Source organism: Bacillus mobilis (assembly GCF_001884045.1).
In the GTDB taxonomy this organism is placed as follows: domain Bacteria; phylum Bacillota; class Bacilli; order Bacillales; family Bacillaceae_G; genus Bacillus_A; species Bacillus_A mobilis.
Window position 1 is genome coordinate 29,907 of record NZ_MACF01000041.1, and the last position, 13,534, is coordinate 43,440.

Below are 13,534 nucleotides of genomic sequence, written 5' to 3' on the forward strand. Positions count from 1 at the left end.
GAGAATTACATTTCTTCTACTGTTTTTTGCGTCTTATATTGGAATAATCCCAATTACAATTCCAGTAATCAACATCACCATTGTCGTTCCAACTGCCCACAATAAAGTGAAGCGTTGATGTTCACCAAAATCAACTTTGGCCATTCCGACTAATAAATAAGTGGAAGCGACAAGAGGACTTAATAAGTGAACAGGTTGCCCGAGTAATGAAGCACGTCCCATTTCAGCTGCACTAATTCCGTAAGCAGCGGCAGCTTTCGTTAAAATAGGTAATACTCCGAAGTAAAATGCATCATTGGACATGAAAAATGTGAACGGCATACTAAGAAGAGCTGTAATAATTGGTAGTTGTGGTCCAAGAGCGTCTGGTATAAGAGTGACTACACTTTGAGCCATTGCATCTACCATTTTTGTTCCTGATAGAATACCAGTGAAAATTCCAGCGGCAAATACGAGAGAAACAACCGCTAATACGTTTCCTGCGTGAGAAGCAATACGTTCTTTCTGTTGTTCTAAGTTCGGATAGTTAAGCATAACAGCAATCGCAAAAGCAATTGTAAATAAAACAGGTAACGGCATAACTTCTAGTATAAGGCAGACAAGTAAGGTAACAGTTAATAAAAAGTTAATCCATAGAAGCTTAGGGCGTTTATGAACGGCAGCTTCTACTGTTGCAGCTTGCTCATCCATCGTTTGCATTTGCTTTAAATATTGTACATCCATAATTCCTAATCGTTTTCTTTCTTTTGTTCCAAGGTAGTAAGCAACGAAAACGACCCAAATTGCACCAGCGATCATTCCTGGTATAAGTGGTGTAAAGAGTTCTGATGCGTCTAGTCCAAGAGCACTCATAACCCGAGCTGTCGGTCCGCCCCACGGTGTAAGATTTGTTACTCCTGCTCCTAACATAACAACCCCAGCTAATATAAGTGGATTCATTCCAAGGCGTTTATATAGTGGGTACATTGCGGAAACAGTAATCATATACGTTGTTGTTCCATCCCCATCTAATGAAACGATAATCGTAAGAATCGCTGTACCAACAACAATTTTTAAAGGATCGCCTTTTACAAATTTCAAAATCCTACTAATGACAGGATCGAATAAACCGCTATCAATCATAATTCCAAAATACAAAATAGCAAACATAAGCATAATACCAGTAGGTGCTAGTTTTTGAATCCCTTCTAACATCATAGGTCCCATATTTGCATAAAAACCGCCAATTAATGCGAAAGTAATTGGAATTAATATTAATGCTACTAGTGCTGACATACGTTTCGTCATAATTAAAAACATAAAGACAAATACCATCGCAAATCCAAGTAGTGCTAACATGTAATCTCCCCCTCAAAAATGATTGCGCTTTCAAAATGTAATGAAAATTCAGATAAAATGTTTTTTGTTTATCATAAAATCAATCATTCAAATGGTAAATAATTTGAAAAATAACATCATTAGAAGCATAATTTTTATTTTGGTCATTTTGTTCACAGGAGTTAATTTGAATTTTTAAAAAGTAAGCTGCTCTCCGTAAGAATGGTAGAATAAGATGAAAATATTGAAGTGTGAAATAGGGAGTAGATTTTATATGAAAACGAGAATGGAAGAGATTTATAGTTCTTATGAAGGAAAAGTAGAAGAGATTTTTGTTAAAGAATCTTCTTACGTATATGAGTGGGAAAAATTAATGATGATCCGAAAAAATAACGGTGAACTTGAAAAAGTTGCGATCGGTATTAGTGGAAATATAAGGTTAGTAAATGTAGTTGTTGGACAGCAAATTAATACAGATACATTATTAGTTAAGTTAGAAGACGATTTATTAATTACAGGTTGTGAATGATGAGAGATGTGTAGATATGACTACACATCTTTTTTGTTCCATATATTACAAAAGTCACATTGTTTTTTCACAAATCTCACACAAGTTTTTGATATTCTCCTAGTGGAAGATACGGTTAGGGAGGAAATAAAATGAGAACAAAGTATGTGATGCTTGCTATATGCTTATTTCTTGTCTTTACAATAGTAGGATGTGGCAAGAAGCAAGCAGAGGCTGTGGTAATTGATGAGAAACATGATAAGTGTGATATTTGCCAAATTGGGGTAATGGATAATCAATTTGCAACAGAAGTTATTTTAGAAAATGGAAAAGCGTTAAAGTTTGATGATATCGGTTGTATGTATAAATGGATGGAGATTAATCCAGGAGAAAAGACGAAAGAAAAATTTGTTCGCGATTATGATTCGAAAGAATGGATTTCATTAGAAGATGCGACTTATGTATATGATAAAACAATAACGACACCGATGGCTTATAATGTTATTTCATTTGAAAGTAAAAAGGATGCAGAGAATTTTGTGTCTAACTATAAAGGGAAAGTTCTTTCATATAAAGAGCTAGCAGCGCATAAATGGGAAATGAATAAAGAGATGATGGGGAAGCCGAAAACGGGAAATCACGGTGGACACCATTAATAATAGAAAAAGACAACTACATAGTTGTCTTTTTTATTATTACTCAGGTGCAAATATAGAAAAGGTGTCAAATTTTTAGAAGAACGGTTACAATGGAATATAGTAACCTAAAGCAATCATGTATGTACTTTTTAGAAATGTATACAAATGCGGTAAAATCGTGCTAAACTAATTGCTGCGCTAATATAGGTTGAGAAACGTAGGTATAAGTTTAGATAATCCGATTAAAGAAGGAATATAAAGGGCTTATGGATAAATGTAATCAAGAAGAGTTATTGTATGTGATGGAGGAATGGTTAAGAAAACATTATCTTTCATAGGAGCTGTAGTTGTGAGAAAACAAAAAATTTTATTATGTATGTTATTAGGACTTTTAATGACGGTAGTGGCTTGCGATAAGCAAGAGGAGCCAGAATCGAAACCGGTTCATGTGAAAAACGAAAAGAAAAAAGAAAAGCATAAAGAACAGGAAGAACCTAAAGAAGAAAAAAGTATAAATTTAATGGACAAACAGTTGCTACTTTCTGCGACTCTTGGAGACACTGAAACAGCTATGAAGCTGATTCAAGATGGAGCCAATATAAACGTAGAAGGTGACAATGGAGAAACGCCTATCCTTGCAGCAACGTATCAAAATCATGTAGAGACAGTTAAAGCATTAATTGGTGCGGGGGCTAATATTGAAAGTAAAGATGAGAAACAAAGTAATCCATTTCTTTATGCAAGTAGAGAAGGATATACAGACATTGTAAAGCTACTAATTAATGCAGGGGTTAATACGAAAGAAATTACTAAATCGGGTGGAACAGCACTCATTTCTGCATCTGAACGTGGCCATGTAGAGGTCGTAAAAGAGTTATTAGAGCATACGGATATTGATGTGAATTATAGAAATGCTCGTGGTGGAACAGCTTTAGTAGAAGCAATCGTATTAGGAAATGGTAGTGAAAGTCATAAGAAAGTAATTCAAATGCTTATTGACCACGGGGCGGATGTAAATATGGCCAATAAGGAAAATATTACACCACTGCAATATGCTGAAAAAAGAGGTTTTAAAGATATTGCAAATATGTTGAGGGTAGCTGGAGCGAATGAAGTCGTACAGCCACAGCCACAACCGATGGAATAATAAGTATGAAATAATCCCATTTAGATAGACAGGATGAAGAAGTCATTTCGTATGATGGATTCAGTAATGTGTATGTGAATGGGATTTTTTTGTTGGAAAAATTGTTTGAAGAGAGGGAGAGATACATAGTAACTAAGGAGGAGAAAAATGAGATTTTCAGAACTTGAGTTAAAAACAATGTAAGCAGAGATTTTACTTGTTTATAATTGACTATGAATAATAAAGTGTGTAAATGAACATAGCAATAAGAAAACCGCATCCTTTTTCAGAATGCGGTTTTCTTTACAAGGAGATAAGGGATCAAAAAAATGAAGAAGTCTTATCTCTTTTATATGAGTAAAGGGTCTAGAATGAATTTTGTCCTTTTCATTATTTGTTTAGCTCCATTGCAACTTGTTTACCATTTACGAAAACCTCTGCCACTGCTACTACAACTTCCATCACTTTTTTCATCTCTCATCTCTCCTTGTTTTTTGTTTCATTTCTTACTTTTAGTATAAGAAAATATAGCAATCGCAACTATCGAATTGGATGACAAGAGACTTACATTGTTGTAAGGATAATAGTTTAGTTTGTAATAAATGTGATTCGGAATTACAGTTCGGAACTTTCTGACGTTTTGAACTATAATTAGAAAGAGGAGGGATAATATGAAAAGAATTCTTGTTATTAGTGATATTCATGGAGAAATAGAAAAGTTCGAACAGTTATTGGAAGAAGCTCAATACGATGCAAGAAAAGATCAATTAATTTTATTAGGGGATTATGTGGATCGTGGTCCCAATGCGCGTGCTGTAATTGAAAAGGTAAAGGGGTTAAAAGAAGAGGGAGCCCTCGTTCTAAAGGGCAATCATGAAGATATGATGATTAAAGCGTTAACGACTGATGAGGAACGTTCATGGAACCATTGGGTCAAAAGGAATGGTGGAGATAAGACGTTATATAGCTATGGATTTGTAGAGAAAGATATTGTGGTTAATGAAGAAGCCTTCCAAAAACCAATGTTACAATCTCATGTTTTAGAGGAACATGTAAAATTTATTCAAGAATTAGATCATTACATTGAAACAGAAGAGTATATATTTGTACATGCTGGTGTTGAGCCAATGAAACGAGTTTCTGAATCTGAACCATACACGTTAATGTGGATCCGTAATGAATTTCATAATGGATATAGTGGCGAAAAGGTTGTTGTATTTGGTCATACGGAAACAAAAACGCTTCATGGTAGTGAGGATTGCGGAGTATATTTTGGTAGTAATCGTATTATAGGGATTGATGGCGGTGCTGTATATGGTGGCCAGCTAAATTGTTTAGAGTTGCCGAGTAAAAAGGTATACGTAGTAAAAAGTTGAAAGAGATAAGAGGAATCTTATTTCTTTCAATTTTTTATTAAGCAAAATTTAAGGAAGAGTTTTTATAATAAATCTTCCCAATTTTATATCGAGAAAAACGTTAAAATATAATTATAAATAGAATTGAACAATATGGTGGAAGGTGAGAATATGCGCTTACTCGTAGTAGAAGATAACGCTTCTTTATTAGAGTCTATTGTCCAAATATTACGCGATGAATTTGAAGTAGATACAGCATTGAATGGAGAAGATGGGTTATTTCTAGCGTTGCAAAATATATATGATGCCATTTTGCTTGATGTGATGATGCCAGAAATGGACGGTTTTGAAGTGATTCAAAAAATACGTGATGAAAAGATTGAAACACCAGTCCTGTTTTTGACAGCGAGAGACTCTCTAGAAGATCGAGTGAAAGGGTTAGACTTTGGTGGGGATGACTATATCGTTAAGCCGTTTCAGGCCCCAGAATTAAAAGCAAGAATTCGTGCTTTGTTACGACGAAGCGGTAGTTTAACAACAAAGCAGACCATTTGCTATAAAGGGATTGAATTGTTCGGAAAAGATAAAGATGTTCAAGTAGATGGACAAAGTATTAAGCTAACATTAAAACAATATGAGCTTTTAGAGTACCTTGTTCAAAATAGCGGAAAGATTTTAATGCGTGAACAAATTTTCGATCGTGTTTGGGGATTTGATTCAGATACGACAGTAGCAATTGTAGAAGTGTATGTACATCATTTACGTAAAAAATTAGAGCCATTCGGTTATCAGAAAGATATTCAAACCGTTCGAGGTATTGGATACATATTAAAAGAACAATGAAAAAGGGAAGTATGTTTCAGAAGACGCGCATTCGATTGACTATATTGAATTCGTTAGTATTTATCATTTTGATAGGCGTATTAGGTAGTATTATTTATTCGTACACATATAAGCGGATTTATAATGAAATGGATCAATCTATAAAAATGATGGCTCAGTTTGGAAAAAAATTAGATGCTAAAATATTACCAAGAAAACGTATGGAGAACATTAAAATTGGAGATCCACGGGTAACTAGAATAACTTGGAATGGGAAAGTAGTAGAGATAGAGGGAGATAACCATAAATTTCGTTCTAGCTTTGAAGGGAATTTGGATCAGTTTTTTCCAAAGAAGTTAGGGGATTTGCAAGATCTTGAAGTACAAGGACGATATTTTAGAACCTTTGCGTTTAAAGAAGATGGGAAAATAGTTCAAATTGTACGTGACACAACAGCTGAAGAAGAAATGTTAAATACTTTATTTTTAATTCTTGTTATAGGTTGTAGTGTAGGAAGCCTATTTGCGATAGGCATCGGCTTTTTCTTAGCCGGAAGGGCGCTCGTACCCATTCAAAAATCATGGGAAAAACAGCAGCAATTCGTTTCGGACGCATCGCATGAATTAAGGACACCGCTTGCGGTTATTCAATCCAAAACAGATATATTATTTCAGTCACCATCTGCGACAATAGAAGAAAAAGCGATGGATATTTCTACGATTTCAAAGGAGTGTAGACGGTTATCTAAGCTTGTAGCTAATTTATTATTGTTAGCACGTTCGGATTCTAATCAAATTGAGATGGATAAGAAAACATTTGAAATGGATACATTGTTAGAAGAAATAGTAGATCCATATAAGGAGATTGCTTCTTATCAAGAAAAAGAGATGATATTAAAAGTAGAGCATGGTATATCATTTATGGGTGATAGAGAGAGAATTCATCAAATGATGGTCATATTGTTAGACAATGCGATGAAGTATACGAATGAAGGTGGTCATATTCAAATCGATTGTACGCAAACGAACAGTTCGATTCGTATACGAGTGAAAGATGATGGGATAGGAGTGAAAGATGAGGATATCCCCAAACTATTTAATCGTTTTTATCAAGGGGATAAAGCGAGAAGTGCGTCAGAAGGAGCTGGATTAGGCCTTTCAATCGCGAATTGGATTGTAGACAAGCATTATGGGAAAATATTAGTAGAGAGCAAATGGGAAGAGGGTACTTGTTTTGAAGTGATTCTTCCTAAAAACCAAAGAATATAAGTGAGAAGACGATCTTGTTTTTACAAGGTCGTCTTTTTTTAAGGGAAAGTTAAGAAACTATTTATAACATGTATGATATACAGAAAGTTCGCCGTATGAAGAAGCGATTATAAAAAGGTATTTGAGCAGATTATATCGATCATAACGTTATTTCGATTATGTATAGGGAATGATGTAAAAGAAAGTGTAAGAGGGAGGAATTAATTTTGAAAAAGAAAATGATGACGGTATTCACTATTGGAGTAATGAGTTTAAGTATATTAGGCGGTGCCTCTCCTTCTGAAACATCAAAAGGAAAGACAAATTACACGCAGCGTAGTAAAGAACAATTAAATAATGGAAAGATACATGCGGTACATACAGAAGAAAAGGCAGAGAATTTAGGGATTGAAACGGAAGGGAAAGAACAAATTACGCTAGAAAAAGAAATCCATGAGACGGAAGTAGGAAGGGAAGCAGAACAGTTAGGAATTTCGATTGAAGGAAAAGACGTTGGAACTCTTTCAGAAGAAATCTATGAAACAAAAATAAAGCAAGAAGCGTTAAAGCTAGGCATATCTATAGAGAATACAACGATTGTAAATTTAATTAATCAAATTAATACGATTAAAATTAACAATGAAGCGGATAAATTAGGCATTTCGGCAAATGGAAAAGAAATAGAGGACATTGAGGAAGAAATCTATGGAACGAAAGTAAGAGAGGAAGCAGGGGAGTTAGGTATTTCCCAAAAAGGAAAAGAGATAGAAACGTTAGCACAAGAAGTGTATGAACAAAAAGTACAGGAAGAAGCAAAAAAATATCATATTGATTTGTATGGTAAAGATATATATCAAGTATTAAAAGAAATTAATGAGCAAAAAGTATTACAAATGGCAGATGAGCTTAATATGGATAAAACGAATATGAACGTTCAAGAATTAGCCGAAAAAATAAAAAAAGATCAGCCTGAAAAAGGAAAAGAACTAAATTTTGTACCGGTGATTCGCACGGATGCTGACGCGTTTTATTCTTATTTAACGAACTAAAAAGGGCGTGAGAGTGATACGGAGATGGAAGTGGTATTTATGTATGGCCTTACTCGGTATAGCAGTATGGAACGTATATACAAATGGAATTACAAAGTATATGGAGAAGTTAACATTTTTCAATATACAAAGCGGAAAAGAAGCGGAGTTTAGTAATAATGATGACAAGGTTATCTTATCAAATGTACCTTTAATTCAGCAATTACCAGAGCTAGATAGAGGATGCGAAGTAACGAGCTTAGCGATGTTATTACAATATGCAGGTGTTTCAGTAGATAAGATGCAATTGGCAAGTGAAATCAAAAAGGTTAATTTTTTAGATGAGGGTGTAAGAGGGAATCCGAATGAAGGATTTGTAGGAAATATTTATACTTTTTCTGAATCTGGATATGGTGTATATCATGAACCACTTTTTCAATTAGCAAAAAAATATTTACCTAATAAAGCTGTAGACTTAACAGGGAAGAGTATAGAAGAAATGTATAAGAGTGTAAAATCAGGACAACCGGTAGTTATGATTACGAATGCAACATTTGCACCATTAGATGAGGATGAATTTACTACATGGGAAACAAATAGCGGAGATGTTTCTATTACGTATAATGAGCATTGTGTTGTGCTTGTTGGATATGATAAGGAATTTGTATATATTCGAGATCCTCTCAGTGAAAGTTTGGATGTAAAAGTACCGAGAGATCGTTTTGAAGAGGCATGGATGCAAATGGGGAGTCAGGCGATTAGTTATGTGAAAAGCAATTAGTAAGGAAGGGGATGTAAGGAATTATAAGAGGATTTTGTGAGGGTGTATTTTGTTAAGAAATAAGAGAACTTCAGCTTATTATATAAGCTGAAGTTCTCTTATTTTTTATGATTAAAACTTTAGAAGTAGTGAATATGTAAAAATGCATAATTGACGAAAAAATTACATGTTATCATTATATATTGTTTTATATATGTTGATTGTATAAAATTACACAAGTATTCACATTACATAAAGGAGGCTTATTATGCAAAAAATATTTAACTGGGTTAAATGTATGAGTATCAAGAAAAAATTAATCATTTCATTCTTTCTTATTTTAACTATACCAGGACTTATTATCGGTGGTGTTTCATATCAAACTGCCAAAACAAATTTTGAACAACAAATCACAGGTAAAGCAAAGGAAAACATTTCGATTTTAAATACTGTTATTTCTCAAAATATAGAAGAGAAATTTGTTGATGCAGCATACTTTGCAGACATCTTAACAGAGGATACATATCCAAACGGGCAAGAAGAAATAGTAAGAACGAAGTTAGCACAATATATAAAACTTCATCCAGAAGTAGAAGGCATTTATATTGGAACGCAGACGGGAAAGTTTATAAGAGAACCATTTATCCAAATGGCTGATGGGTATAATCCAACAGATAGATCTTGGTATAAAGAAGCGCATGAGAATAAAGGGAAAGTAATTGTTACTGCACCATATCAATCAGCATCTACCAAAAATATGGTAGTGACAATTGCTAAAGAAGTAAAAGATGGTAAAGGTGTTATAGGAATTAACTTAAATTTAGATAACATCTTAAAAATTTCCAAAATGATTAATATTGGTGAAAAAGGTTATGCAGTTATTTTAGATCAAAATAAGCAAATTGTTAGTCATCCATCCAGAAAACCAGGTGCAAAAGTTACTGATCCTTGGATTAAACCAATTTATGAAGATAAACAAGGAAATGTGTCTTATACAGAACAAGGTGATAAAAAAAATTTAATCTTTGCAACAAATGAGAAAACAGGATGGAAAGTAGTTGGAGTTATGTTCGACGAAGAAATTACCCAAGCTACGAATCCAGTATTTTATAAGACTTTTATTGTCATAGCTATCGCTATTGTATTTGGTAGTGTATTAATTTATTTCATTACAAAGTCTATTACAAGACCATTAAGAAGAATAGCTGACTCGGCACATAAAATTAGTAAGGGAGATTTGACAGAGAAAATTACAATCCATTCCAAGGATGACATAGGGAAATTAGGGGATTCCTTCAATGAAATGTCTGCCTCTTTACAAGATGTGATTACTCAAATTAGTTTTTCAGCAGAACATGTCGCTGCATCGGCTGAAGAGTTAACAGCGAGCGTACAGCAAGCGAATGATGCGACAGATCAAATTACAATTGCAATGGAACAAGTATCAGGTGGGGCTGAATCACAAAGTCAAGGTGTTGAAGAAGGTGCGGCTACATTACAACAAGTAAATACAGCAATTCAAGATGTAAATGGAAGCGCGGAATCAATTTCTATCTCCTCATTACATGCGAGAGAAAGAGCTGAAGAAGGGGAAGAATTGGTTGAACAAGCAGCAAAACAAATGCAGTCTATTTCTAAATCAGTATCCGAGTCAGATGCTATTATTAAACTTCTTGATGAGAAATCAAAACAGGTAGGAGCTATTTCTGAAGCAATTCAAAACATCGCTACTCAAACGAACTTATTAGCTTTAAATGCGGCTATTGAAGCAGCAAGAGCAGGTGAACAGGGCCGAGGGTTTGCTATTGTAGCAGATGAGGTTAGAAAATTAGCGGAGCAATCAGGAGAATCATCTGGAGAGATTGCAAATTTAATTGCAGAAATTAAGGCTGATATTGAACATACTGTTAAGGCGATGGATAATGTGAATGGGGAAGTTCAACAAGGCCTTGATGTTGTAACAAAGACGAAAGTAAGTTTTACGGAAATTTTAAGTTCTACTACACATATTGTTTCTCAAGTAAATCAAATGGTAGAAACAACGAAGAGAATTGCTGGAGATGCAAATGAAGTGACAAATGCTATTGATGAAATTGCAGCGGCTGCAGAAGAAAATACAGCTAGTATGCAAAGTGTTGCTGCTTCAACAGAGGAACAAATGAATTCAATGGAAGAAATTAGTTCAGCTTCGCAAAATTTAGCTGAGATGGCCGAAGAACTACAAGCGATGACTAGTAAATTTAAAGTATAATAACAGCAGATAAGTAAGGTGAAAATAATATCACCTTACTTATTTTTCTATTTAGCAATTAGGGGAGTCATTAACGGGATGAAGAAAAGAAAAAGACTATGGAATTTATGGAAAACGATTACATTGTTAGTTTGTACAGTTGTAATTTTTTCTTTACTTGTGACAGATATATTAATTAGTCATAATGTAGAACGGACGACGGAGGATAGCCAAGCAGAGAAAGCAAAAACAATTGCACACATTGTGGCGAATGATTCGATTGTAATCGATGGTTTGACTGGGAAAGCAGATACTTCTGCAATCCAAACGTATACAAATAGAATATTAAAAAACACAGGTGTTCAATTTATTGTAGTTATGGACATGAATGGAATAAGAAAATCACATCCAAATCCTCAAAAAATAGGTCATCATTTTATTGGGGGAGATGAAGGGCCTGCATTGAAAGGAAAGGAACATGTATCGCTGGCAGAAGGAACTTTAGGTATTTCAATGCGAGTGTTTGTACCTGTATTTTCTGAAACAGGTGAACAACTTGGAGCGGTGGCCGTTGGTATTTCAGCAGATAATGTAAAAGAGAGAGTTAAGGAAAGTAGACATATCATTTATATTGGAGTTGGAGTTGGAGTACTAGTCGGAATTATAGGAGCAATATTACTAGCTAGACATATAAAGAAAAGTTTATTTGGTCTTGAACCTCACAGGATAGCAAAAATTCTTGAAGAAAGAAATACGATGCTACAATCTGTAAAGGAAGGTATTATTGCTGTAGATAAAGAGGCCAATGTAACTTTAATAAATAATGAGGCAAAACGATTGTTTAAGAAAAGTGGTCTTGAAGAAGATTTTATTGGTAAAGATGTTGAGTTGTATATGCCTAATTCACGTATAAAAGAAGTATTACAAACGGGAGAGGTACAATTAAACGAAGAACAAAATATTTATGGAATTACGATTGTGACGAATCGTGTTCCTTTATATGTAAAAGGAGAAATAGTTGGTGCGATTGCAACATTTCGTGATAAAACAGAGATTAGAAAATTAGCAGAAGAATTAACTGGTATTAGACTATATGCGGAAGCATTACGGGCACAATCGCATGAATTTATGAATAAAATGCATGTCGTATTAGGGCTTACACACATGAAGCAGTATGAAGAATTGCAGAAGTATATAAGCGGTATGGTATCAGAGCATCAATATGAAATTGGTGGGGTTATGGAAAGAGTAAAAAGTCCAGTATTTGCTGGTTTTTTACTTGGGAAACTTAGCTATGCTAGAGAGAAAAATATAAAATTAATCATAAGTGAAGACTCTTACATGCCGGAAATAGATGATGAAAGTATTATTCATGAACTAATTACGATTGTCGGAAATTTAATTGATAATGCATTAGAGGCAGTGACGAATTGTGAAAAGAAGCAAGTTGAACTTGAGATACAATATGGTGATACATTAATCATTACAGTACAAGATACGGGGAAAGGTATACCAGAAGAAGAAATAGGGGCATTATTTACGAAAGGTTATTCCACAAAGGGAGATAACCGTGGTTATGGTTTGTATCTTGTAAAAGAAAGTATACAGCGAATAAATGGGGAAATTCATATGCATTCATTAGTAGGAAAGGGAACAACGATAACAATTGAAATACCTAAAGGTAGGGATGAGAGACAAATATGATTAAAGTTTTAATTGTAGAAGATGACCCGATGGTAGCAATGTTAAATACGCATTATTTAGAGCAAGTAGGAGGGTTTGAACTTGTTCAAGCAGTTAACTCCGTAAAATCAGCGATAGAAGTATTAGAGAAATCACGAGTAGATTTAGTATTACTTGATATTTTTATGCCTGAAGAGACTGGATTTGAGCTTTTAATGTATATTCGGAACCAAGAAAAAGAAATCGATATTATAATGATTTCAGCTGTACATGATATGGGGAGTATTAAAAAAGCATTACAATATGGCGTAGTAGATTATTTAATTAAACCATTTACATTTGAACGATTTAAAAAGGCATTAACTATATATCGAGAAAAACTTACTTTCATGAAAGAACAACAAAAAATTAGTCAATCCGAATTAGATTCGTTAATTTTGCAAAAAGAAAAAAAAGAGCCTACTGTTACTAAAGAGCTTCCGAAAGGATTAACGAAGCAAACGATGCAATTAATTTGGCAGAAGATCGAGTCGTTGAATGGACGAGCATTTACAACAGACGAAATGGCACAATTAGTAGGAGTTTCAAGAGTTTCTATTCGAAAGTATGTAATGTTTTTGACTGAAATTGGAGTATTAGAAAACGAAATGGTGTATCAACATGTGGGAAGACCAGTGAGTAAATTAAGATGTATTGACCAAAAAAAAATAGAGTTTTACGTATAAGCGACTTATTATAAGTCGCTTATACTTTTTTTAATTACAAAATCAATTACAAAACTTACAAAAACTATTTTTACTATTGAAAGCGTTTTAATATT

General features: G+C 34.0%; 12 protein-coding genes and 1 pseudogene. 12 read left to right on the forward strand and 1 reads right to left on the reverse strand.

The genetic code is table 11. The annotated features are described in order from the left end of the window. Positions 1 to 33: 33 nt before the first annotated feature. Positions 34 to 1,338, reverse strand: coding sequence for a CitMHS family transporter (locus BAQ44_RS04125; RefSeq protein WP_000880453.1), 1,305 nt, complete (start codon positions 1,336 to 1,338; stop codon positions 34 to 36). A 253-nt stretch (positions 1,339 to 1,591) separates the two neighbouring features. On the opposite strand from BAQ44_RS04125, the gene BAQ44_RS04130 reads away from it, so the two are divergent. From BAQ44_RS04130 to BAQ44_RS04180, 12 genes and pseudogenes are all read left to right on the forward strand, one after another. Continuing rightward, entirely contained in the window at positions 1,592 to 1,846 is a 255-nt protein-coding gene (locus tag BAQ44_RS04130) for a hypothetical protein (RefSeq protein WP_000857649.1), read from the forward strand. 131 nt (positions 1,847 to 1,977) lie between these two features. Beyond that, the gene (locus BAQ44_RS04135; RefSeq protein ID WP_071720933.1) at positions 1,978 to 2,481 is read left to right on the forward strand and encodes a nitrous oxide reductase accessory protein NosL; all 504 of its coding nucleotides are present in this window, start codon (positions 1,978 to 1,980) and stop codon (positions 2,479 to 2,481) included. A 292-nt stretch (positions 2,482 to 2,773) separates the two neighbouring features. Then, complete coding sequence (locus BAQ44_RS04140) at positions 2,774 to 3,610, forward strand: ankyrin repeat domain-containing protein (protein ID WP_249024720.1); 837 nt, start codon at positions 2,774 to 2,776, stop codon at positions 3,608 to 3,610. A gap of 650 nt (positions 3,611 to 4,260) precedes the next feature. Next, the gene (locus tag BAQ44_RS04145; protein ID WP_071720935.1) at positions 4,261 to 4,965 is read left to right on the forward strand and encodes a metallophosphoesterase family protein; all 705 of its coding nucleotides are present in this window, start codon (positions 4,261 to 4,263) and stop codon (positions 4,963 to 4,965) included. 150 nt (positions 4,966 to 5,115) lie between these two features. After that, positions 5,116 to 5,787, forward strand: coding sequence for a response regulator transcription factor (locus tag BAQ44_RS04150; RefSeq protein WP_071720937.1), 672 nt, complete (start codon positions 5,116 to 5,118; stop codon positions 5,785 to 5,787). After that, positions 5,784 to 7,034: a sensor histidine kinase gene (locus tag BAQ44_RS04155; RefSeq protein WP_084669460.1), complete on the forward strand. Its 1,251-nt coding sequence runs from the start codon at positions 5,784 to 5,786 to the stop codon at positions 7,032 to 7,034. The genes BAQ44_RS04150 and BAQ44_RS04155 overlap by 4 nt, the downstream gene beginning before the upstream one ends. Positions 7,035 to 7,240: 206 nt before the next feature. Continuing rightward, positions 7,241 to 8,062 (forward strand): hypothetical protein, encoded by an 822-nt coding sequence (locus BAQ44_RS04160; RefSeq protein WP_061676993.1) that lies wholly within the window; start codon positions 7,241 to 7,243, stop codon positions 8,060 to 8,062. A gap of 13 nt (positions 8,063 to 8,075) precedes the next feature. Next, a complete protein-coding gene (locus BAQ44_RS04165) occupies positions 8,076 to 8,822 on the forward strand; it encodes a C39 family peptidase (protein ID WP_063261627.1) in 747 nt (248 codons plus the stop codon). A gap of 277 nt (positions 8,823 to 9,099) precedes the next feature. Beyond that, positions 9,100 to 10,113, forward strand: a pseudogene (locus BAQ44_RS31910) (HAMP domain-containing protein); the annotation flags it as partial. Positions 10,114 to 10,233: 120 nt separating this feature from the next. Beyond that, positions 10,234 to 11,052 (forward strand): methyl-accepting chemotaxis protein, encoded by an 819-nt coding sequence (locus tag BAQ44_RS31915; RefSeq protein ID WP_462934490.1) that lies wholly within the window; start codon positions 10,234 to 10,236, stop codon positions 11,050 to 11,052. A gap of 78 nt (positions 11,053 to 11,130) precedes the next feature. Further along, complete coding sequence (locus tag BAQ44_RS04175; RefSeq protein WP_061676990.1) at positions 11,131 to 12,735, forward strand: sensor histidine kinase; 1,605 nt, start codon at positions 11,131 to 11,133, stop codon at positions 12,733 to 12,735. Beyond that, positions 12,732 to 13,439: a response regulator gene (locus BAQ44_RS04180; RefSeq protein ID WP_071720943.1), complete on the forward strand. Its 708-nt coding sequence runs from the start codon at positions 12,732 to 12,734 to the stop codon at positions 13,437 to 13,439. The genes BAQ44_RS04175 and BAQ44_RS04180 overlap by 4 nt, the downstream gene beginning before the upstream one ends. The last annotated feature ends 95 nt before the right edge of the window (positions 13,440 to 13,534 follow it).